The following is a 20,987-nucleotide window of genomic DNA, read 5'->3' on the forward strand; positions in this document are numbered from 1 at the left end:
CGAACAAACCTCACATTGTACTTGCGAAGAGATTAGATGCCCTTGTCCGACCGTCGCCTGTCATCCCCGGCCGATGCGCTTTCCAGCGCCGAACCTGGCGCCGCGCTCGCAGCCGCGCCGGCGGCCAAGCGCGCGAAAACCGGCGACGACGCGGCCAAGAAGGCGAAGCCCGTCGTCAAGACGGCGGACAAGCTCGCCAAGCTCGGCCTCAAGTCGGACATCGACCTCGTGTTGCATCTGCCGATGCGCTACGAAGACGAAACCTCGCTCACGCCGATCGCCGAACTGATTCCCGGCGACATCGCGCAGACGGAAGGCATCGTGTTCGACAACGAGATTGCGTATCGGCCGCGAAGGCAGTTGCTCGTCAAGATTCACGACGACGCCGGCGACGAACTCACGCTGCGCTTTCTCAACTTCTACGGCTCACAAGTCAAGCAGATGGCCATCGGCACGCGGCTGCGCGTGCGCGGCGACGTGCGAGGCGGCTTCTTCGGGCTGGAGATGGTGCATCCGGCGGTGCGCCCTGTCGATGGCGATACGCCGCTGCCGCAAGCGCTCACGCCTGTTTATCCGTCGACGGCGGGCATTTCGCAGGCGTATCTGCGCAAGGCGATCGACAACGCGCTTACTCGCGTCTCGTTGCCTGAGTTATTGCCGGACCCGGTGGCGCGCGCGCATCTCGCGCCGCTGAATCTGCCGGGCCTGCTCGACGCGGTGAAGACGCTGCATCATCCGCGCGCGGATTCGGACGAAACCGCGCTCATCGACGGCACGCATCCGGCGTGGACGCGCATCAAGTTCGAGGAACTGCTCGCGCAGCAGCTGTCGCTCAAGCGCGCGCACGCCGAGCGCCGCACGCGCGCCGCGCCCGCGATGCCGCGCCGCACCGCCAGCGATGCCGATTCGCTCGTCGCGCGGCTGTTGCATGCGCTGCCGTTCAGGCTGACCGGCGCGCAGGAGCGCGTCGTCGCGGAAATCGCGGGCGAACTGACGCTCGCGCATCCGATGCAGCGGCTGCTTCAGGGCGATGTCGGCAGCGGCAAGACCATCGTCGCGGCGCTCGCGGCGGCGCAGGCCATCGACGCCGGTTATCAGGCCGCGCTGATGGCGCCGACCGAAATCCTCGCGGAACAGCACGCGCGCAAGCTGCGCGGCTGGCTGGAACCGCTCGGCGTGTCGGTGGCGTGGCTCGCGGGCAGTCTGAAGGCAAAGGAAAAGCGCGCCGCGAGCGAGGCGGCGGCGCTCGGCACGGCGCAACTCGTCATCGGCACGCACGCGATCATTCAGGACACGGTGGAATTCGCGCGTCTCGGCCTTGTGATCGTGGACGAGCAGCATCGCTTCGGCGTCGCGCAGCGGCTCGCGCTGCGGGCGAAGGCCCAAAATGCGTCCGACGGCGCGCGCAACTTCCAGCCGCATCAACTGATGATGTCCGCCACGCCCATTCCCCGGACGCTGGCCATGACGTATTACGCGGACCTCGAGGTATCCACCATCGACGAACTGCCGCCGGGCCGCACGCCGATTCTCACCAAGGTCGTGTCGGACGGGCGGCGCGACGAGATCATCGGCCGCGTGCGCGAGGCGGCGCTGACCGGGCGGCAGGTCTACTGGGTGTGTCCGCTGATCGAGGAAAGCGAGACCTTGCAGTTGCAGACGGCCGTCGAGACGTACGAAACGCTCGTTGCCGCGCTGCCCGAATTGCGCGTCGGGCTGGTTCACGGGCGGCTCGCGCCCGCCGAGAAAGCCGCCGTCATGGACGCCTTCTCGCGCAACGAAGTGCAGTTGCTCGTCGCGACCACCGTGATCGAAGTGGGCGTGGACGTCCCGAACGCGTCGCTGATGGTGATCGAGCACGCGGAGCGCTTCGGCCTCGCGCAGTTGCATCAGTTGCGCGGGCGCGTGGGGCGGGGCAGCGCGGCGTCCGTGTGCGTGCTGATGTATTCGAATCCGCTCTCGCAGACGGCGCGCGCCCGCTTGCAGACGATGCGCGAAACCACCGACGGCTTCGAGATCGCGCGGCGCGATCTGGAAATACGCGGTCCCGGCGAATTTCTGGGCGCGCGTCAGTCGGGCGAGGCGATGCTGCGCTTCGCAAGTCTGGAGCAGGACGGCTGGCTGATCGAGCCTGCGCGCGAAGCGGCCCAACAGATGCTTGATGCTTTCCCGGAGGCCGTCGAACGGCATCTCGCCCGCTGGCTCGGCGCACGCGAGCAGTATCTGAAGGCATAGGCCGCGAACTTGCCGGCGTTTCGTCGGTCCCTATTTGATTCGCGGTTATCGGCGCGCCGGTCAACGACGAGTCAACGACGAGTTGTCGAACCGGCATTCGCGGGTGTATAACTCAAACCTATTGAATCCATGTCTTCCATTGGTCCCCAATGACGCTCACTGAATTGAAGTACATCGTCGCGGTGGCGCGGGAGCGGCACTTCGGCCGCGCCGCCGAAGCGTGCTTCGTCAGCCAGCCGACGCTGTCGGTGGCAATCAAGAAGCTCGAAGACGAGCTGAACGTGCAGATCTTCGAGCGCGGCACGAGCGAGGTCAGCGTCACGCCGATCGGCGAGCAGATCGTCACGCAGGCGCAGCGCGTGCTCGAACAGACGCTCGCGATCAAGGAAATCGCCAAGCAGGGCAAGGATCCGCTCGTCGGGCCGCTGCGTCTGGGCGTCATCTACACCATCGGGCCGTATCTGCTTCCGACGCTCGTCAAGCAGATGATCAAGTCGGTCCCGCAGATGCCGCTCATGCTGCAGGAAAATTACACGCTCAAGCTGATCGAGCTTCTGAAGCAAGGCGAGATCGACGTCGCCATCATGGCGCTGCCGTTTCCCGAAACCGGGCTGATGGTGCGCGCGCTCTACGACGAACCGTTCGTCGTCGCGATGCCGTCGGGCCACGCGTGGGAGAACCGCAGCAAGATCGACCCGGACGATCTGAAGCAGGAAACCATGCTGCTGCTCGGCAGCGGCCATTGCTTCCGCGATCATGTGCTCGGCGTCTGCCCGGAACTGATGCGCTTCTCGCAAAACGCCGACGGCATTCAGAAGACGTTCGAAGGTTCGTCGCTGGAAACGATCCGGCATATGGTCGCGAGCGGCGTCGGCATCACGGTGCTGCCGCGCATGTCGGTCATGGAAGTGAAGCCGCACGCGCCGGGCATCGACTCCGGCCTGCTCAGTTACGTTCCGTTCGACGAACCGGTGCCGGACCGGCGCGTGGTGCTCGCGTGGCGAAAGAGTTTCACGCGGATGCCGGCCATCGACGCCATCTCCGATGCAATCGCCGCTTGCGATTTGCCGGGCGTTAAAAAGCTGGATATGCCGGTGGCGGTGAATTAAGCGACTTCGGCTTTCCTATCCGATGAACCGCGCTCTCGAAAGAGGCGCGGTTTTTTTATTGTGGCCAGCCTTTTATGCGGTTCTGTGATTTTTATTCAATTGCCGCTGTCACGATAAAAACGGTATGCCTCTCGTCCTAGAATTCCTGTCCGGGCGCGGCATGTCCGTCGTGCCTTAAACACAGGAACGAGAATAAGAATGGGCTTTTTCCAAGCAGTTCGCGTGGCTTTGATCGAGAAATTCGCCATTTTTAACGGCCGTGCTCGCCGTTCGGAATATTGGTACTTCCAGCTTTTCGCGGGCATCGTCGCGGGTGTTGCAATGGTGCTGATGGGCATGAACGAAGATTCTCTACCCGTTATTTCGCTTGTCACGGTGGTCGTTCTGGCGCTCTTCCTGCCGAGCCTTGCAGTCACTGTTCGACGACTGCACGACACCGGCCGGTCCGGATGGTTTTACCTCGTCGCGTTCGTGCCGCTCGTCGGCGGCATTCTCGTCTTCGTCTGGACGTGTTCGCGCGGCACGGAGGGCGTGAATCGGTATGGTTCCGATCCGCTTAACGCCGCTTAATCCTCGACGGCGCACTCGCGCCGTCCTCGGCGCACGCACCTATCGCATAAATAAAATTAATCGAATAGCACCATCCGATAGTTTTGATAAGCTCTGTTCCAGGAGAGCCGCCCGGCTCCGACAAGACAAGAGGAACAGAGCGATGACCTCCCGCCAGCCCGCCGCATCCCGCGCCGCTTCCGCAGCAACGCCGTGGTCCGAACTGCGCGCCGTCGCGCTCGACGTTCTTGCCGCCTTCGCCCGCACCGCGTGACGCCTTCTTCATCCCAAGCCAACACAAACCACGGAGTATCACGATGACGACCCAACGACTCACCACCGCCAGCGGCGCGCCCGTAGGAGACAACCAGAACTCGCAGACCGCCGGCCCGCGCGGCCCCGTGACGCTGCAGGATTTCTGGCTCATCGAGAAGCTCGCGCACTTCGACCGCGAGGTCATCCCTGAGCGCCGCGTGCATGCGAAGGGTTCGGGCGCGTTCGGTACCTTGCGCGTGACGCACGACATCTCCCGCTACACGAAGGCGAAGCTCTTCAACGAAATCGGCAAGGAAACGCCCATTTTCATGCGCTTTTCGACGGTAGCCGGCGAGCGCGGCGCGGCCGACGCCGAGCGCGACGTGCGCGGCTTCTCCATCAAGTTCTACACCGAAGAGGGCAACTGGGACGTGGTCGGCAATAACACGCCGGTGTTTTTCATTCGCGATCCGCTCAAGTTCCCCGACTTCATCCATACGCAAAAGCGCGATCCGTACACCAACCTGCGCAGCAACGTGGCGGCGTGGGACTTCTGGTCGCGTCATCCGGAATCGCTGCATCAGGTGACCATTTTGATGAGCGATCGCGGCATCCCGAAGAATTATCGGCAGATGCACGGCTTCGGTTCGCACACCTTCTCATTCATCAACGCGGATAACGAGCGCTTCTACGTGAAGTTCCACTTCAAGTCGCAGCAGCCGCTCGAGAATTTCACGGATGCCGAAGCGGCCGCCGTGATCGCCGCCGACCGCGAAAGCGCGCAGCGCGATCTGGTCGAGAACATCGACCGTGGCAACTTCCCGCGCTGGAATTTCCGCGTGCAGATCATGCCGGAAGCGGACGCGGCGACGTACCGCTTCAATCCGTTCGACATCACTAAGGTGTGGCCGCACAAGGACTATCCGCTCATCGATGTCGGCGTGATCGAGCTCAACCGCAACGCGCAGAACTACTTCGCGGAGGTCGAGCAGTCGGCCTTCACGCCGGCGAACGTCGTGCCGGGCATCGGCTTTTCGCCGGACCGGCTGTTGCAGGGGCGGCTCTTCTCGTACGGCGACACGCAACGCTATCGCCTCGGCATCAATCACCATCAGATTCCGGTGAACGCGCCGCGCACGCCGGTGGCGAATCCGTTTCATCGCGATGGCGGCATGCGCGTCGACGGCAATCTCGGCGGCCGCGTGAACTACGAGCCGAATCGCTTCGGCGACTTCGCTCAGGATGCGAGCGTGAACGAGCCGCCGCTCGCGGCGGGCGCGGTGGATCGCTACGACCATCGCGAGGACGACGACTACTACAGCCAGCCGGGCGCGCTCTTCCGCCTGTTCGACGACGCGCAGCGCGAGCGTCTGTTCGGCAACATCGCGCGGCACATTCACGGCGTGCCGAACGAGATCGTCGCGCGGCAGATCGAGCACTTCCGCCGCGCCGATCCGGCTTATGCGCAAGGCGTCGTCGATGCGCTCGCCCGCATCGGGCAGCGGCTCGACGTGAACAAGGACATCGACGAGGAAGATACGGCCGCTGTGTGACTCGCGTGACAGGCGCGGCGGCAACGGTCGAACGGGACAGCAGGAGAAAGACCATGACCCAGACACTGAACATCATCGGCCAGGCGGTGGAGCGCCTGGAAGCGACGAGCCGCCGGGCAACGCGCGGTGCGCGCGTCGCAGCTGCATTCGGAATCGTGGCGGCGGCGTACGGACTCGTCGTCGTGAGCGCGCTGCATGGCGCGGGCGGGTTCGCCTGAGACCATCTGGAGCGCAGGCATGCGGCATAAGGCATAAGGCTTCGAAGCCTTGCTCCACAAGGAAACCGCCGCGTTTCTAAGATACACTGTCGATCGCTCGAAACGCCGCACGGCGAAACAATGCGTCACGCGCGGCGCACCACGTTCGAATCACTCTTTCACGGAGTCATCATGGCGAAGAAAGGCATTGCACCTGCCGTCAACATCGGCATCAACGACAAAGACCGCAAGCGGATCGCCGACGGGCTGTCCCGGCTGCTCGCGGACACCTACACGTTGTACCTGAAGACGCACAATTTCCACTGGAACGTCACGGGGCCGATGTTCAACACACTGCACCTGATGTTCGAGACGCAATACACGGAACTGGCTACAGCCGTCGATTCGATCGCTGAACGCATTCGCGCGCTCGGCGTGCACGCGCCGGGCAGCTATCGCGACTTCGCGAAGCTCTCGTCGATTCCGGAAGCCGAAGGCGTGCCCGACGCCGAAGACATGATTCGCCAATTGGTCGAAGGCCAGGAAGCGGTGGTGCGCACGGCGCGCGAGATCTTCCCGGCGACCGAAGCCGCCAACGACGAGCCGACCGCCGACCTGCTCACGCAGCGCATGCAGACGCACGAAAAGACCGCGTGGATGCTGCGCTCGATGCTCGCGTAAAGCGGTTTTCTTGTCGGTTTAGGAAGCCCGTGCGATGTGCTGCACGGGTTTTTGCTTTTCAGAGCGGCGCGCAGCGCTGGACTAAAATATCTGCTCTTCCGTTCCGGCCGCCTTCCATGCTCGCCCGTCTCCCGCTCTATATGCGCCTCGTGCGCCTGGACAAGCCCATCGGCAGCCTGCTGCTCTTGTGGCCGACGCTCAACGCGTTATGGATCGCGTCGGATGGCCGGCCATCGCCGATGCTGATCGTCATCTTCGCAATCGGCACGCTTTTGATGCGCTCGGCGGGCTGCGCCATCAACGATTACGCGGACCGCGACTTCGACCGCTACGTGAAGCGCACCGCCGAGCGGCCGATCACGTCGGGCAAGATTCGCGCGTGGGAAGCGGTGGCGCTCGCGGCGGCGCTGTCGCTCGTCGCGTTTCTGCTTATTCTGCCGCTCAACGCGCTCACGAAGGAACTGTCGGTTTTCGCGCTGTTCGTCGCGGGCACGTATCCGTTCACTAAGCGATTCTTCGCGATTCCGCAGGCGTATCTGGGCATCGCGTTCGGCTTCGGCATTCCGATGGCATTCGCCGCCGTGCAGGATCATGTGCCGATGCTCGCGTGGATCATGCTCGCGGCCAACGTGTTCTGGTCGGTCGCGTACGACACCGAATACGCGATGGTCGATCGCGACGACGACATCAAGATCGGCATTCGCACGTCCGCACTCACGTTCGGCCGGTATGACGTGCTCGCCGTGATGCTGTGTTATGCGGCGACGCTCGCGGTGTATGCGGGCATCGGCATGACGCTGCACTTCGGCTGGCCGTACTGGCTCGGCTGGCTCGGCGCCGCCGGCTGCGCGGGGTATCACTACACGCTTATTCGAAATCGCGAGCGCATGGCGTGCTTCGCCGCGTTCAAGCACAACAATTGGCTCGGCGGTGTGTTGTTCGCGGGCATCGCGCTTCAATACGCAATCGGAAGCTGAGATCGCGCGGGCACTTCGCGGGTGCGGCGATGGATGACAGTCCGGATGCCGTGTTTGATTGCTTAACGGTTGACGCGGGGCCACACTGCGCACGCGCCAACTTCCGAGCACGTTAGATATCGCGCGGCGCGGCAGCGAGCTATGCATCGAACAACCCGCGCGCGCAACGTCAGATGCGGAGTTGAAGACCCTCACGCCGCGCCGAATTCATCGCCCATTTCCTTGGCCCGCGCTTCCGCCGCCAGCGCCCCGCGCACGATCGCGTCCTTCACGCCGTGCGCATCGAAGGCTGCGAGCGCGGCCGCCGTCGTGCCGCCCTTCGATGTCACGCGCTCGCGCAGCACGCTCGCCGGTTCGCTCGACTGCGCCGCGAGCTGCGCCGCGCCCGTGAACGTCGCGACCGCGAGCGCGCGGCCTTGCTCTTCGTCCATGCCGAGGGCGCGCGCCGCTTCCTGCATCGCTTCGATGAAATAGAACACGTACGCCGGACCGCTGCCCGAGATGGCGGTGACGGCGTCGATCTTCGCTTCGTCGTCGAACCAGACGGTCGCGCCGACCGCTTCCAATACGTGCGATGCAAGCGCCTTCGCCTCGTCGCTCACGCCCGGCAATGCGGCGAGCCCGGTCACGCCCATGCCGATGAGCGCGGGCGTGTTCGGCATGGTGCGCACCACGTTCGCGTAGCCGCCGAGCCACCGAGAGAGGTCCGCCGCGCGGATGCCCGCCGCGATGCTGATGACCGTCTGCCGCGCCAGATGCGGCGCGAGCGCCTCGGCGACGCCTTTGAGCACCTGCGGCTTCACCGCGAGCAGGATGGCGTCGTAGTCGGCGAGTGTCGCGTCGATGGCCGCGCCCGTCTTTATGCCGAATTGCTTCGCGGTGCGCGAGCGGGCTTCGTCGTTGATGTCGATGGCGTAGATATCCGCAGGCGCGACGCCGCGCTTGATGAGACCGCCGATGAGCGCCGCGGCCATGTTGCCGCCGCCGATGAATGCGATTTTCATGATGAGTGATGAGTCAGTGGTTATAAGTGCGCTTGCCGAAGATCGCGGTGCCGATGCGCACGATGGTCGCGCCTTCGAGCACGGCGGCTTCGAGATCGGCGGACATGCCCATCGAGAGCGTGTCGAGTTCGAGGCCGTCGGCGCGCAGCGCATCCATCAGATCGCGCAGGCGCGCGTGCGGGGCGCGCTGGGCGTCGAGCGTGTCGGCGGGCTCGGGAATCGACATCAGCCCGCGCAGACGCAGGCCGGGCAGCTTGGCCACCGCATGCGCGAGCGCCGCGGCGTCGTGCGGCTCTACGCCGCTTTTCGATGCCTCGCCGCTCACGTTCACCTGCACGCATACATTGAGCGGCGTCGCGCCTTCGGGACGCTGCGCGGAAAGGCGTTCCGCGATCTTCAGGCGGTCGACGGAATGCACCCAGTCGAACTGCTCCGCGACGAGCTTCGTCTTGTTCGATTGCAGCGGCCCGATGAAATGCCATTCGATGTGGCTGCGCAAGTCGGCGAGGGCGGCGATCTTCGCGATGCCTTCCTGCACGTAGTTCTCGCCGAACGCGCGCTGGCCAGCATCGAACGCGGCGCGCACGTCGTCGGCGGGGAAGGTCTTGGATACGGCGAGCAGCTTGACGGACGCCGGATCGCGCGACGCGCGTTCGGCGGCCTGCGCGATCCGTTGACGGACTTCTTCCAGATGTTGAGCGATGGACATGCGCGAGCGACATTCATGGCGGATCGGGCCATTATACGAATCCGCCTAGCCGTACAGCAGATGCTCCAGAAGCTGAATCCAGTGCGTCACCGGCGTGGATGTGCCGCTTTGCAGATGCGAGATGCAGCCGACGTTCGCCGACACGATCATCTGCGGCTCGGTCTTTTCCAGCCGGTCGAGCTTCTGGTTGCGCAGCGCGTAAGCCATCTTCGGTTGCAGCACCGAATACGTTCCGGCCGATCCGCAGCAGATGTGCGCGTCCGCGGGCAGGCGCACTTCGAGACCGAGCGCCGTCAGAAGATGCTCGACGCGCCCGCGAATCTGCTGCCCGTGCTGCAACGTGCACGGCGGATGAAACGCCACCGTATGCACGGCGCGCCGTCGCGCCAGCCCGACGAGTTCTTCTTCGAACGCCGGCAGAATCTCGGCGAGATCGCGCGTCAGATCGACAATGCGCCGCGCCCTGTCCGCATACGCCGGATCGTTGCGCAGCAGGTGCGCATACTCCTTGACCGTCGCGCCGCAGCCCGACGCGTTCATCACGATCGCCTCGACGCCGCTTTCGACATACGGCCACCACGCGTCGATGTTGTTGCGCACGTCGTCGAGCGCGTCGTCGTTGTAGCCGAGATGCAGACGAATCGCGCCGCAGCAGCCGGCACTCGGCGCGGTCACGATCTCGATGCCGAGCGCATCGAACACGCGCGCCGTCGCCGTGTTGACGTTCGGCATCATCGCGGGCTGCACGCAGCCGGCGAGCATCAGCATCTTGCGCGCGTGCTTGCGCGTGGGCGGCGCGAGCGGCCTTTCGGGCACCGGAATCTTCGAGCGCAGGGTGCGCGGAAGCACGCCGCGCACTTGCTGCCCGAGCTTCATCGCGGGCGTGAAGAGCGTGCTGTTCGGCAGAAAGCTCGCGAGAAAGCGGCGCTGGATGCGCTGACGCATCGGCCGCTCGACTTTCTGCTCGACGACCTTGCGCCCGATCTCGACGAGCTTGCCGTACTGCACGCCCGACGGACACGTGGTCTCGCAGTTGCGGCACGTGAGGCACCGGTCCAGATGCGTCTGCGTGCTGCGCGTGGGGGGCGCGCCCTCGAACATCTGCTTCATCAGATAGATGCGCCCGCGCGGTCCGTCGAGTTCGTCGCCGAGCAGTTGATACGTCGGGCAAGTCGCCGTGCAGAAGCCGCAGTGGACGCACTTGCGGAGAATCGCGTCGGCTTCGTCGCCATCGGCGGTGCCGCGGATGAAATCGGCGAGATTGGTTTGCATTGCGCGTTGCTCGGTTCGCCTAAAAATCGGGATAAAGCCGGGCGCGGTTGAAGATGCGCGCCGGATCGAACGCGGCCTTCAACCCGCGGTGAATCTTCATGAGCGGCGCGGGCAGCGGCGTGAACACGCCCGCGTTGCGGTCGTAGGCGGAGCCCGCGCGAAAGATCGTCGCGTGGCCGCCGGCCTGCTTCGCGCTGATGCGCACGGTCTGCGGATCGGTGTCGGTGATCCACCAGCGTTGGGCGCCGCCCCATTCCATGAGCTGCGCGCCCGGCAGATGCAGCGGCTCCGCAATCGACGGCAGCGCGAGCCGCCACAGCGCCGAGCGCGGTTCGATCACGGCGAAAAACGGGTCCGTCTGTTCGCGCAGGCCGACCCAGAAGCGGTCGGCTTCGACCGCATCCACCACTTCGCCGCCGAGCGAATTGCGCGCGGTCTTCACGGCCGCTTCCGCGCCCGCGAGACGCAGCGCGAGCGTGCCGTCGCGCCACGCGCTGCCGCTGATCGGCAGAGGATGGCCGCCCCATTCGTTGAGCTTGCGCACGCCGTCGGTGGCGTGCATGTCGAATTTGAGCGTGGCTTCGGCGACGGGTCGCGGCAGCACCTTCACCGAGAGTTCGAGAATCAGTCCGAGGGTGCCGAGCGATCCCGCGAGCAGCCGCGCGACGTCGTAGCCCGCGACGTTCTTCACCACTTGCCCGCCGAAGCGCAGCACTTGCCCGCGCCCGTTCATCACGGCCGCGCCGAGCACGAAGTCGCGCGCCGCGCCGGTCCACGCGCGGCGCGGACCGGCAAGGCCCGCTGCGATGCAGCCGCCGAGCGTTGCATTGCGGCCGAAGTGAGGAGGCTCGAAGGGCAGCATCTGACCATGTTCTCTTAACGCAGCCTCGATTTCAGCAAGCGGCGTTCCGCTTTTCGCGGTGATGACCAGTTCCGCCGGATCGTACGAAATGATCCCGCGATAGGCGCGCGTGTCGAGTATTTCTCCCTGGAGCGTCTGGCCGTACCAGTCTTTCGTGCCGCCGCCGCGAATGCGCAGCGGCGCGCCGGTCTCGCTGGCCCGGGCGATCCGCTCCGACCAGGCGGCGACGATGTCGTCCTGTTCCATGGTGTCCCGCTCTTGTAATCGGCTTTTCGTTTGGCTTGCTGCGCCTGTCCGGTCGATTGTACCGGCCGCTTAACGCAGCCGTACCCGGACAAACGTGGATAGCGGAACGCCCGGCGAGCGCGGCGAGCGCGGCGGCCGGTCAGAAGCGCGGCAGTTCGGGATGCGGCAGGAGGCCGCCGCGAATGTGCATCTTGCCGTACTCGGCGCAGCGCGCGCGCGTGGGAATGGCCTTGTCCGGATTGAGCAGGCGCAGCGGATCGAACGCGCGTTTGACCGCGTGAAACGCGTCGCGCTCTTCCGGCGAAAACTGCACGCACATCGAATTGATCTTCTCGATGCCCACGCCATGTTCGCCCGTCACCGTGCCGCCCAGTTCCACGCAGGTTTCGAGAATGTCGGAACCGAACGCTTCCGCGCGATGCCATTCGTCGAGATCGTTGCCGTTGAAGAGAATCAGCGGATGCATGTTGCCGTCGCCCGCATGGAACACGTTGATGCAGCGAAGCGCGTACTTCTTCTCCATCTCCTCGATGCGCGCGAGCAGCGGCCCGATGGCGCGGCGCGGAACCGTACCGTCCATGCAGTAATAGTCGGGCGAAATGCGACCCGCGGCGGGAAACGCGTTCTTGCGGCCGGACCAGAACTTGAGCCGCTCGGCTTCCGAACGCGATATCTGGATGCGCGTCGCGCCGTGCTCGCGCAGCACGGCGGTCATGCGCACCATTTCCTCGGCGACTTCGTCGTAGGTGCCGTCGGATTCGCACAGCAGAATGGCGGCCGCGTCGAGATCGTAGCCGGCGTTGACGAACTCCTCGACGGCGCGCGTCGCGGGCTTGTCCATCATTTCGAGGCCGGCCGGGATGATGCCCGCCGCGATGATCGCCGCGACCGCGTTGCCGCCTTTCACCACGTCGTCGAAGCTCGCCATGATGACTTGCGCGGTCTGCGGCTTCGGAATCAGCTTGACGGTGACTTCGGTGACGACGGCGAACATGCCCTCGCTGCCGATCAGCACCGCGAGCAGATCGAGCCCCGGCGCATCCGGCGCGAGCGAGCCGAATTCCACGATATCGCCTTCCATCGTCACCGCGCGCACGCGCAGCACGTTATGCACGGTGAGGCCGTATTTCAGGCAGTGCACGCCGCCCGAATTTTCGGAGACGTTGCCGCCGATGGTGCAGGCAATCTGCGACGACGGGTCCGGCGCGTAGTACAGCCCGTAGGGCGCGGCGGCTTCCGAGATGGCGAGATTGCGCACGCCGGGCTGCACGGTGGCCGTGCGCGCGTACGAATCCACTTCGATGATCCGGCGAAAGCGCGCGAGCGACAGCACGATGCCGTGTCGAATCGGCATCGCCCCGCCGGAGAGCCCGGTGCCCGCGCCGCGCGGCACGATCGGCACGCCGAGCCGCGCGCAGATCTGCACGACGCGCTGCACCTGCGCTTCAGTCTCGGGCAGCACGACCGCGAGCGGCAGACGCCGGTAGGCGGCGAGACCGTCGCATTCGTAGACGGACGTGTCCTCGTCGCGAAACAGCAGGCAGTGCGTGGGCAGCACGGCCATGAGCGCCTGCACGACTTCGCGCTGACGCTCGGCCAGTTGTTCTTCCGTGAGCGCGGGTGCGTCTTCGTGCGGAAGATTCGGCGAGAATTCCGGCGCGGCGGCGTCGGAGAACTCGGGCTTGAGTTCGTCGGGTGCGTTCATGTCTCCTCCCGGCGCCTGCACGTGGCGGCGCGTATTCGATAAAAGTCTCTGACGCGGCGACACCCCATGTTGCGCGCTCGTGGCTTCTTCGTCCACCGGGCGCGCGGGATAGAGCGGCGCGCCTACCGCGTGAACGCGAAGATCTTGCCCGGATTCATCAGGTTCTTCGGATCGAGCGCGCGCTTGATGGACCGCATCACGTCGATGCCGTCTTCGCCGTGCTCGTCGAGCATGAAGTCCATCTTATGCAGCCCGACGCCGTGCTCGCCCGTGCATGTGCCGCCGACTTTCAGCGCGCGCTCGACGATGCGCCGGTTCAGGCGCTCGGCTTCATCGCGTTCCTCCGGCTTCGCGGGATCGAGCAGCATCGCGACGTGGAAATTGCCGTCGCCCACATGTCCGACGATCGGGCAGGGCAGCGACGAGCCCAGCAGGTCCTTCTCCGTTTCTTCGACGCATTCGGCCAGACGCGAAATCGGCACGCAGACGTCGGTGGTCACGGCGCGGCAGCCGGGCTTCAGTTGCAGCATCGCGAAATAGGCGTTGTGGCGCGCGGTCCAGAGGCGGCTGCGGTCTTCGGGACGCGTCGCCCATTCGAAGTCGGTGCCGTGGTTCTGCGCGGTGATCTCCTGCACGGTCTGCGCCTGCTCCTTCACGCCGGCTTCGGTGCCTTGAAATTCGAAGAACAGCATCGGCGATTCGCGCAGCGTCAGGTTCGAATGGCGATTGATGGCGCGCACGGCGAGCTTATCGACGAACTCGACGCGGGCGATCGGCACGCCCATCTGGATCGTTTCGATGACGGCGCGCACCGCGTCGCCCATCGACGGAAACGCGCAGACGGCCGCCGAGATGGCCTCGGGCTGCGGGTAGAGCCGCACCGTGATCTCGGTGATGACGCCGAGCGTCCCTTCGGAGCCGACGAAAAGCCGCGTCAGGTCGTAGCCCGCCGACGATTTGCGGGCGCGCGTGCCGGTATGGATGACGCGCCCGTCGGCGAGCACGACGGTCAGCGCGAGGACGTTTTCGCGCATCGAGCCGTAGCGCACGGCGTTGGTGCCCGACGCGCGCGTCGCCGACATGCCGCCGATGCTCGCGTCCGCGCCGGGATCGATCGGAAAGAAGAGGCCGGTGTCCTTCAGCGCTTCGTTCAGCTGCTTGCGGGAAATGCCGGGCTGCACGGTGGCGGTCAGGTCTTCGGCGTTGATCGAGACGACGCTGTTCATCTCCGACAAGTCGATCGACACGCCGCCGTGCACCGCGAGCAGATGCCCTTCGAGCGACGATCCGTTGCCGTACGGGATGATCGGCACGTCGTGCTCGGCGCACAGCCGGACGATTGCCTGGACCTCTTGCGTGCTGCGCGCGAACACGACGGCGTCGGGCAATTGCGGATCGAACGGGGATTCGTCGCGGCCGTGATGTTCCCGCACGGCCTGGCTCGTGCTGACTCGCTCGGCGAAGTGTTGCTTGAGCGCGTCGAGCAGGGCGGCGGGAAACGGCCGGCGGATGGCATGCGGCAAGGCGGGGTGGTTCACGGGCGTCTCCGGCGGATTTTTGTCGATTTCGTGCTTCGGGCGGCATGCGTGCTGTTCGACGGTCGCACGGCAGGGCGCCGTCTTATTTTACGCGCGGGACGCTCGCGGCGCGCGGCGTCGCAGGGTAAGCGAGGGGCGCTGCCTATAATGCTTCGGCGGCTTTTCGGCGCATTTTGGATTCTGGATGACACAGGAGCAGTGATGGGTAACCGCCTCAGCAAGATCGCGACGCGCACCGGCGACGATGGCACCACCGGACTCGGCGATGGCCGCCGGGTTTCGAAAGACGATGCGCGCATTGCGGCGATCGGCGATGTCGATGAACTGAATTCTTCGTTGGGCGTGTTGTTGTGCGAGGCTTTACCGCCGGATGTGCGCAATGCGCTCACGCAGATTCAGAACGATTTATTCGATCTGGGCGGTGAGTTGTCGATTCCGGGGCATTCGATGATTTCGGATTCGCATTTAGAGCGGTTGGATGCGTGGCTCGCGGATTACAACTCGACTTTGCCGCCGCTTAAGGAGTTTATTCTGCCGGGCGGGTCGAGGGCGGCGGCTTTGGCGCATGTTTGCCGCACGGTGTGTCGAAGGGCGGAGCGGGCGATTGTTGCTCTAGGGCGTATCGAAGCTGATGGGGTTAATGACGCGCCGCGAAGGTATGTCAATCGGCTGTCGGATTTGCTGTTTGTGTTGGCGCGGGTTTTGAATCGGGCGGATGGGGGGGAGGATATTCTCTGGAATCACGCAAGAGGGGGGTGTCAGGATTTCCGTGTTCTAAGGCAGGTTGAGTAATTACACGGAGGGCCGAACGAATCGATCTGCGTAAAGGATAGCGAACTGGTTCATGGCCGTCTTCCAGTCATGCGCGGCACTTCCCCAATTCGCGGTGATGTTGCGCAAGGCCAGCCAGATGAGTTTGGTGGCGGCCTCGTCGCTCGGGAAGTGACCACGGGTCTTGATGATCTTGCGCAACTGCGAGTTGATATTTTCAATCGCGTTCGTCGTGTAGATGATCTTGCGCACACCCGGCGGAAACGCAAAGAACGGGATTACGCGATCCCAGGCGTTGCGCCACGCGCTGCTGACGGTCGGGAATTTCTGGCCCCACGGCCCATCAGCAAACGCATCGAGTTCGGCCTGGGCCGCTTCCGCGCTGGGCGCGGCATAGATCGGTTTGATCGCGGCAGCCAACCCTCGGCGGTCTTTCCAACTGGCGTAATCGAGGCTGTTGCGGATCAGATGGACGATACAGGTTTGCAGTGTGGTGGCCGGAAACACCGCCGCCAATGCTTCGGGCATGCCCTTCAGACCGTCGGTGACGGCGATCAGGATGTCGTGAACACCGCGCGTCTTCAGATCGTTGAATACCTTCATCCAGAATTTGGCCCCCTCGGTATTCTCGATCCACAGGCCCAGGATCTCGCGCGTGCCGTCGGGCAGCACGCCCAGCGCCAGGTACACCGCCTTGTTGCGCACGACGGCGTCTTCGCGAATCTTGACCCGCAGTGCGTCGAAAAACACGACCGGATACATCGGCTCGAGCGGCCGGGCCTGCCATGCGGTTACTTCGGCCATGACTTCGTCGGTGACCGAGCTGATGAAGTCGGGCGAGACATCGGTGCCGTACTGTTCCAGCAGGAAGCCCTGGATCTCACGTACGGTCATGCCTCGGGCATACATGGCGACGATCTTGTCGTCGAAGCCCGTGAAGCGCCGTTCGTGCTTGGGAATCAGGATCGGTTCGAAGCTGCCGTCGCGGTCACGCGGCACCTCGATGCGGATCGGACCGTCTTCGGTCAGAACCGTCTTGGCCCCTTTGCCGTTGCGCTGATTCGTGGCGTTGACCGGCTTGGCAGCACCGGGAGGGTAGCCGAGATGATGGTTCATCTCGCCGCCCAGCGCCCGTTCGATCAGCGCCTTCTTGAGCGCCAGCGTCGCGGCATTGATGGCTTCAGCCGTCATCGGACCGTTGCCGAACTGCTCAAGCAGTTCGGCCGGAATCGCCGGCAGAGCCGCCGGCTGGGCTTTCGGTTTGCGAGGCATAAACTCTCCTTGGGAGCATGTTATGCCTTAAACACAAAATTCCTGACAGGCCCCGCAAGAGATTGAGATCGCACAAGCGAAGCTGGCTTAGGACCTCGGCAGAGTCGGCACCGATTGAGAAGCGGTGCCGACTCTGCTAGTTATCAATTGCCGCCAACTCTCTTCAGTCGCCGCTGCTTTACCGCTTCCGCCAATCCTTCGAGCACCCCGACGCTTTCCTCCCACCCAATACAAGCATCAGTAACGCTTTGCCCGTAAGTAAGCTCACACCCTTCCTTCAAATCCTGCCGCCCGGCGACAAGATGCGATTCCACCATTACCCCGACGATGCGCTCATCGCCAGCCGCCAACTGACGCCCGATATCCGCGCAAACCGGAATCTGATTCTCATGCTTCTTCGAACTATTCGCATGGCTCGCGTCGATCATCAGCCGCGCCGCTAATCCCGCCTTGCCGATATCGCTGCACGCGGCATCGACCGAAGCCGCATCGAAGTTCGGCGCTTTACCGCCGCGCAAGATGATATGGCAGTCCTCATTGCCAGCAGTCGAAACGATCGCCGAATGCCCGCCCTTCGTCACAGAAAGAAAATGATGCGGCTGCGAAGCGGCCTTTATCGCATCCACCGCGATTTTCACGTTGCCATCAGTGCCATTCTTGAATCCGACCGGACACGAAAGCCCCGAAGCCAATTCCCGATGCACTTGCGATTCGGTCGTCCGCGCGCCGATCGCGCCCCACGAAATCAAGTCCGCGATGTATTGCGGGCTGATCATGTCGAGATATTCCGTCCCCGCCGGCAGCCCGAGCTCGTTGACATGCATGAGCAATTCTCGCGCGGCGCGCAATCCGTCGTTGATCTTGAAGCTGTTGTCCATGTACGGATCGTTGATCAGCCCTTTCCAGCCGACTGTCGTACGCGGTTTTTCGAAATACACGCGCATCACGATTTCCAGTTCGCCCGCGAACCGCTTGCGCTGCTCGATCAAGCGCCCCGCATATTCCAGCGCCGCCTTCGGGTCGTGAATCGAACACGGCCCAATGATGACGATCAACCGGTCATCCATGCCGTGCAGAATCCGATGCATCGATTGCCGCGCGTTGAAGATGAGATCGGACACCGGCTCCGTGCACGGAAATTCGCGGATCAAATGCGCGGGCGGGACGAGCTCCTTCAACTCGCGGATACGAACGTCATCGGTATTGTGCGGGGGCATGGCGATTCTCCAACGGCAATGTTCTGTGCAAAAAATGGAAGGCGAAAAAAAACCGCCAGACTTGGCTGGCGGTTTTTCGGGAATTCGGTTTTGCGTATCTGCAACCTACGACTCACCCCTCTCGATCCGCCAGCGGCTTGAGATGCCAAAAGAAATAAAAATAAAACTTGGCGGACATGGTGAGCACAGGGCGCATTGCAAAAAGGGTGACCGTCTTTATAACCTCAAACGGGCGGCGCTGACAAGCGGCCACGCGTCGAACGCGGGAAATCCGCATCGGCGGGTGCGAACCATTCCGAACGCGCCGCCGCCGATGCGGTAAAACGGCATCAGATCGTGCCGCCCACCGTCATCTTTTCGATGCGCAAAGTCGGCTGACCGACGCCCACCGGCACGCTCTGGCCTTCCTTGCCGCACACGCCCACGCCGCTGTCGAGCGACATGTCGTTGCCGATCATCGTCACGTATTTGAGCGATTCCGGACCGCTGCCGATCAGCGTCGCGCCCTTCACCGGGTACGTGATCTTGCCGTTCTCGATCATGTACGCCTCGGACGCCGAGAAGACGAACTTGCCGTTGGTGATATCCACCTGGCCGCCGCCGAAATTCACCGCGTACAGGCCGTTCTTCACCGACGCGAGAATTTCCTGCGGGTCCTTGTCGCCGTTGAGCATGTACGTGTTCGTCATGCGCGGCATCGGCAGCGCGGCGTACGACTCGCGGCGCGCGTTGCCCGTCACCGGCATCTTCATCAGGCGCGCGTTGAGCGAATCCTGAATGTAGCCCTTGAGAATGCCGTCTTCGATCAGCGTCGTGCACTGCGTCGGGTTGCCTTCGTCGTCGATGTTGAGCGAGCCGCGGCGATTCGGCAGCGTGCCGTCGTCCACGACCGTCACGCCCTTCGCCGCCACCTGCTCGCCGATGCGGCCGGCGAACGCCGACGATCCCTTGCGGTTGAAATCGCCCTCCAGCCCGTGCCCGACGGCTTCGTGCAGCAGCACGCCGGGCCAGCCCGGCCCGAGCACGACCGTCATCGCACCGGCCGGAGCAGGGCGCGCTTCCAGGTTGACGAGCGCCGCATGCACGGCGTCATCGACGTACTTCGACAAGATATCGTCCGTGAAATAGCCGTAATCGAAGCGTCCGCCGCCGCCGCCCGTGCCGATCTCGCGCCGGCCGTTCTGCTCGGCGATCACCGTCACCGAGACGCGCACGAGCGGCCGCACGTCCGCCGCCAGCGCGCCGTCGCTGCGCGCGACGAGCACGACGTCGTATTCGCCCGCGAGCCCGGCCATCACTTGCGTGATGCGCGGATCGCGGCCGCGCGCCATCTGTTCGACGCGCTCGAGCAGCCTGACCTTGGCGTTGGCATCGAGCGAATGGAGCGGATCGGCGGGCACGTACAGGTCGCGGCCCGAGACGCCGGTGAGCGTGCTCGCCGGCTTGATCTTGTGCCTGCCGCCGCCCGCCTTCGCGATCGCGCGCGTGGCGAGCGCGGCCTGACGGATGGAATCGGGCGAAAGATCGTCGGAATAGGCGAACGCCGTGCGCTCGCCCGAGACGGCGCGCACGCCGACGCCTTGATCGATGCTGAAGCTGCCCGATTTGACGATGCCTTCCTCCAGACTCCACGCTTCGCTGCGCGTGGACTGGAAGTACAGATCCGCGTAATCGACGCGATGCGTGAAAATCTCCGCGAGCGTGCGCGTGATGAGACCCTCGTCGAGGCCGTACGGCGTCAGGAGAACGTCCTTCGCCGTGACCAGGTTGCGGATGCCGGGTTCGATGATGTTCATGCGGTGCCTATTGCGTTGATGCAGCGTGTTCGGTGAATTTCGGACAATCCTACTGTCCGCGTCGTTCAGGCCATGTGCGGGACCACTTCCGCGCGTTCAAGGCCGTCAAAAAGCCTATTTTCGAGATGCGGCGCGTCAGCGCCACGTCGGGACATCGGGACGTGGCGCAGGAACGCCTACGCGATCACCCGATGCCGATACGCCGGCAAACTCTGCCGCACGCTCGCGATGCGTTCGGGATCGATCGCGCCCGCGACGACGCCCGCGCCTTCCTCGCGCACGGCGACGATTTCGCCCCAAGGGTCGATCAGCATGCTATGCCCCCACGTGCGGCGACCGTTTTCGTGCTTGCCGCCTTGCGCGGCGGCGAGCACGTAGCACTGGTTCTCGATCGCCCGCGCCTTCAGGAGCGTCTCCCAGTGCGCTTTGCCGGTCGTGTACGTGAACGCGGACGGCACGACGATCAGCGCGCAGTCGCCCATCTTCCGATACAGCTCGGGAAAGCGCAGGTCGTAGCAGACGGAGAGGCCCACGCGCCCGAACGGCGCTTCGAAGGTGCGCACGTCCGCGCCGGGCACGATGCTGCGCGCTTCGTCGAACGATTCCTCGCCCTTTTCGAAATTGAACAGATGAATCTTGTCGTAGCGCGCGACCTGCTCGCCGTCTGGACCGAAGACGAGCGACGTATTCAGCACGCGCGACGCTTCCGGCGACTTCAGCGGCAGCGTCCCGCCGATGACCCACACGCCATGTTTGCGCGCGGCGTCCGAGAGAAACTGCTGAATGGGGCCGTCGCCGGGCGTTTCGCGGATCGCGAGCTTGTCCGTGTCCTTGAAACCCATGAAGCAGAAGTACTCGGGCAGCAGCACCAGTTGCGCGCCGCCTTGCGCGGCCTCGGCAATGAGCCGCCCGGCCTCGGCCAGATTGCGGTCGCGATCCGGCGTGCTCACCATTTGCAGCGCGGCGACCTGGAACGGCCGCACGGTGCTTTCGCTCGATTGTTCGGTCATGTTCGTGGCGCTGGGTTGGTCGAAAGAGG

Annotated in this window: 19 protein-coding genes; 9 read left to right on the forward strand and 10 right to left on the reverse strand. The window is 64.3% G+C overall.

The annotated features are described in order from the left end of the window. The first annotated feature begins 36 nt into the window (after positions 1–36). The 7 genes from recG (at position 37) to ubiA (ending at position 7,556) form a co-directional block, all read left to right on the forward strand. A complete protein-coding gene (gene recG / locus LDZ26_RS01740) occupies positions 37–2,235 on the forward strand; it encodes an ATP-dependent DNA helicase RecG (protein ID WP_244847904.1) in 2,199 nt (732 codons plus the stop codon). Between the two features lie 149 nt (positions 2,236–2,384). Continuing rightward, positions 2,385–3,344: a hydrogen peroxide-inducible genes activator gene (locus LDZ26_RS01745; protein ID WP_175939478.1), complete on the forward strand. Its 960-nt coding sequence runs from the start codon at positions 2,385–2,387 to the stop codon at positions 3,342–3,344. 198 nt (positions 3,345–3,542) lie between these two features. Continuing rightward, a complete protein-coding gene (locus tag LDZ26_RS01750) occupies positions 3,543–3,914 on the forward strand; it encodes a DUF805 domain-containing protein (RefSeq protein ID WP_244847905.1) in 372 nt (123 codons plus the stop codon). A 296-nt stretch (positions 3,915–4,210) separates the two neighbouring features. Then, on the forward strand, positions 4,211–5,701 hold the full coding sequence (locus LDZ26_RS01755) for a catalase (protein ID WP_244847906.1): 1,491 nt from the start codon (positions 4,211–4,213) through the stop codon (positions 5,699–5,701). A gap of 53 nt (positions 5,702–5,754) precedes the next feature. Continuing rightward, a complete protein-coding gene (locus tag LDZ26_RS01760; RefSeq protein WP_244847907.1) occupies positions 5,755–5,919 on the forward strand; it encodes a hypothetical protein in 165 nt (54 codons plus the stop codon). A gap of 171 nt (positions 5,920–6,090) precedes the next feature. Then, the gene (locus LDZ26_RS01765; protein WP_175939482.1) at positions 6,091–6,579 is read left to right on the forward strand and encodes a Dps family protein; all 489 of its coding nucleotides are present in this window, start codon (positions 6,091–6,093) and stop codon (positions 6,577–6,579) included. Positions 6,580–6,695: 116 nt separating this feature from the next. Then, positions 6,696–7,556 (forward strand): 4-hydroxybenzoate octaprenyltransferase, encoded by an 861-nt coding sequence (gene ubiA / locus LDZ26_RS01770; protein WP_244847908.1) that lies wholly within the window; start codon positions 6,696–6,698, stop codon positions 7,554–7,556. Positions 7,557–7,747: 191 nt separating this feature from the next. On the opposite strand, the gene proC is transcribed toward ubiA, so the two are convergent. From proC to LDZ26_RS01800, 6 genes are all read right to left on the reverse strand, one after another. Continuing rightward, entirely contained in the window at positions 7,748–8,560 is an 813-nt protein-coding gene (gene proC, locus LDZ26_RS01775; RefSeq protein ID WP_244847909.1) for a pyrroline-5-carboxylate reductase, read from the reverse strand. 13 nt (positions 8,561–8,573) lie between these two features. After that, complete coding sequence (locus LDZ26_RS01780) at positions 8,574–9,269, reverse strand: YggS family pyridoxal phosphate-dependent enzyme (RefSeq protein WP_244847910.1); 696 nt, start codon at positions 9,267–9,269, stop codon at positions 8,574–8,576. Between the two features lie 45 nt (positions 9,270–9,314). Continuing rightward, positions 9,315–10,541: a glycolate oxidase subunit GlcF gene (glcF, locus tag LDZ26_RS01785; protein ID WP_244847911.1), complete on the reverse strand. Its 1,227-nt coding sequence runs from the start codon at positions 10,539–10,541 to the stop codon at positions 9,315–9,317. A gap of 19 nt (positions 10,542–10,560) precedes the next feature. After that, entirely contained in the window at positions 10,561–11,649 is a 1,089-nt protein-coding gene (glcE, locus tag LDZ26_RS01790) for a glycolate oxidase subunit GlcE (RefSeq protein ID WP_175939488.1), read from the reverse strand. A 139-nt stretch (positions 11,650–11,788) separates the two neighbouring features. Then, on the reverse strand, positions 11,789–13,354 hold the full coding sequence (locus tag LDZ26_RS01795; protein WP_244847912.1) for an FAD-linked oxidase C-terminal domain-containing protein: 1,566 nt from the start codon (positions 13,352–13,354) through the stop codon (positions 11,789–11,791). Between the two features lie 122 nt (positions 13,355–13,476). Beyond that, the gene (locus LDZ26_RS01800; RefSeq protein ID WP_244847913.1) at positions 13,477–14,892 is read right to left on the reverse strand and encodes an FAD-binding oxidoreductase; all 1,416 of its coding nucleotides are present in this window, start codon (positions 14,890–14,892) and stop codon (positions 13,477–13,479) included. A gap of 201 nt (positions 14,893–15,093) precedes the next feature. On the opposite strand from LDZ26_RS01800, the gene LDZ26_RS01805 reads away from it, so the two are divergent. Beyond that, positions 15,094–15,684 carry a cob(I)yrinic acid a,c-diamide adenosyltransferase gene (locus LDZ26_RS01805; RefSeq protein WP_244847914.1) on the forward strand — a complete coding sequence of 197 codons (591 nt, stop codon included), beginning with the start codon at positions 15,094–15,096 and terminating at the stop codon, positions 15,682–15,684. Here the strand turns inward: LDZ26_RS01805 and LDZ26_RS01810 are convergent, their stop codons facing one another. Together LDZ26_RS01810 and aroG are read right to left on the reverse strand one after the other, a co-directional pair. Further along, complete coding sequence (locus LDZ26_RS01810) at positions 15,685–16,935, reverse strand: IS256 family transposase (RefSeq protein ID WP_244847445.1); 1,251 nt, start codon at positions 16,933–16,935, stop codon at positions 15,685–15,687. Positions 16,936–17,078: 143 nt separating this feature from the next. Then, positions 17,079–18,152: a 3-deoxy-7-phosphoheptulonate synthase AroG gene (aroG, locus tag LDZ26_RS01815; protein ID WP_244847915.1), complete on the reverse strand. Its 1,074-nt coding sequence runs from the start codon at positions 18,150–18,152 to the stop codon at positions 17,079–17,081. Here aroG and LDZ26_RS01820 point away from each other — a divergent pair. Beyond that, positions 18,151–18,474: a hypothetical protein gene (locus LDZ26_RS01820; RefSeq protein ID WP_244847916.1), complete on the forward strand. Its 324-nt coding sequence runs from the start codon at positions 18,151–18,153 to the stop codon at positions 18,472–18,474. The two genes, aroG and LDZ26_RS01820, sit on opposite strands and share 2 nt — an antisense overlap. A 7-nt stretch (positions 18,475–18,481) precedes the next feature. Here LDZ26_RS01820 and tldD read toward each other — a convergent pair whose 3' ends face one another. Both tldD and LDZ26_RS01830 read right to left on the reverse strand, forming a co-directional pair. Next, positions 18,482–19,948, reverse strand: a complete 1,467-nt coding sequence (tldD, locus tag LDZ26_RS01825) for a metalloprotease TldD (RefSeq protein WP_244847917.1) — start codon at positions 19,946–19,948, stop codon at positions 18,482–18,484. A gap of 176 nt (positions 19,949–20,124) precedes the next feature. Further along, on the reverse strand, positions 20,125–20,958 hold the full coding sequence (locus LDZ26_RS01830; protein ID WP_244847918.1) for a carbon-nitrogen hydrolase family protein: 834 nt from the start codon (positions 20,956–20,958) through the stop codon (positions 20,125–20,127). Positions 20,959–20,987: the final 29 nt, after the last annotated feature.

The sequence above is a fragment of the Caballeronia sp. SL2Y3 genome (genome assembly GCF_022879575.1).
In the GTDB taxonomy this organism is placed as follows: Bacteria; Pseudomonadota; Gammaproteobacteria; order Burkholderiales; family Burkholderiaceae; genus Caballeronia.

Bases quoted from the DNA above. Each gene is read 5' to 3' on its own strand.
- LDZ26_RS01760 (WP_244847907.1), top strand. From the start codon at position 5,755: ATGACCCAGACACTGAACATCATCGGCCAGGCGGTGGAGCGCCTGGAA.
- LDZ26_RS01810 (WP_244847445.1), bottom strand. From the start codon at position 16,935: ATGCCTCGCAAACCGAAAGCCCAGCCGGCGGCTCTGCCGGCGATTCCG.
- LDZ26_RS01745 (WP_175939478.1), top strand. From the start codon at position 2,385: ATGACGCTCACTGAATTGAAGTACATCGTCGCGGTGGCGCGGGAGCGG.
- LDZ26_RS01780 (WP_244847910.1), bottom strand. From the start codon at position 9,269: ATGTCCATCGCTCAACATCTGGAAGAAGTCCGTCAACGGATCGCGCAG.
- LDZ26_RS01820 (WP_244847916.1), top strand. From the start codon at position 18,151: ATGGCGATTCTCCAACGGCAATGTTCTGTGCAAAAAATGGAAGGCGAA.
- recG (WP_244847904.1), top strand. From the start codon at position 37: ATGCCCTTGTCCGACCGTCGCCTGTCATCCCCGGCCGATGCGCTTTCC.
- LDZ26_RS01765 (WP_175939482.1), top strand. From the start codon at position 6,091: ATGGCGAAGAAAGGCATTGCACCTGCCGTCAACATCGGCATCAACGAC.
- proC (WP_244847909.1), bottom strand. From the start codon at position 8,560: ATGAAAATCGCATTCATCGGCGGCGGCAACATGGCCGCGGCGCTCATC.
- LDZ26_RS01795 (WP_244847912.1), bottom strand. From the start codon at position 13,354: ATGAACGCACCCGACGAACTCAAGCCCGAGTTCTCCGACGCCGCCGCG.
- tldD (WP_244847917.1), bottom strand. From the start codon at position 19,948: ATGAACATCATCGAACCCGGCATCCGCAACCTGGTCACGGCGAAGGAC.
- ubiA (WP_244847908.1), top strand. From the start codon at position 6,696: ATGCTCGCCCGTCTCCCGCTCTATATGCGCCTCGTGCGCCTGGACAAG.
- aroG (WP_244847915.1), bottom strand. From the start codon at position 18,152: ATGCCCCCGCACAATACCGATGACGTTCGTATCCGCGAGTTGAAGGAG.
- LDZ26_RS01750 (WP_244847905.1), top strand. From the start codon at position 3,543: ATGGGCTTTTTCCAAGCAGTTCGCGTGGCTTTGATCGAGAAATTCGCC.
- LDZ26_RS01755 (WP_244847906.1), top strand. From the start codon at position 4,211: ATGACGACCCAACGACTCACCACCGCCAGCGGCGCGCCCGTAGGAGAC.
- glcF (WP_244847911.1), bottom strand. From the start codon at position 10,541: ATGCAAACCAATCTCGCCGATTTCATCCGCGGCACCGCCGATGGCGAC.
- glcE (WP_175939488.1), bottom strand. From the start codon at position 11,649: ATGGAACAGGACGACATCGTCGCCGCCTGGTCGGAGCGGATCGCCCGG.
- LDZ26_RS01830 (WP_244847918.1), bottom strand. From the start codon at position 20,958: ATGACCGAACAATCGAGCGAAAGCACCGTGCGGCCGTTCCAGGTCGCC.
- LDZ26_RS01805 (WP_244847914.1), top strand. From the start codon at position 15,094: ATGGGTAACCGCCTCAGCAAGATCGCGACGCGCACCGGCGACGATGGC.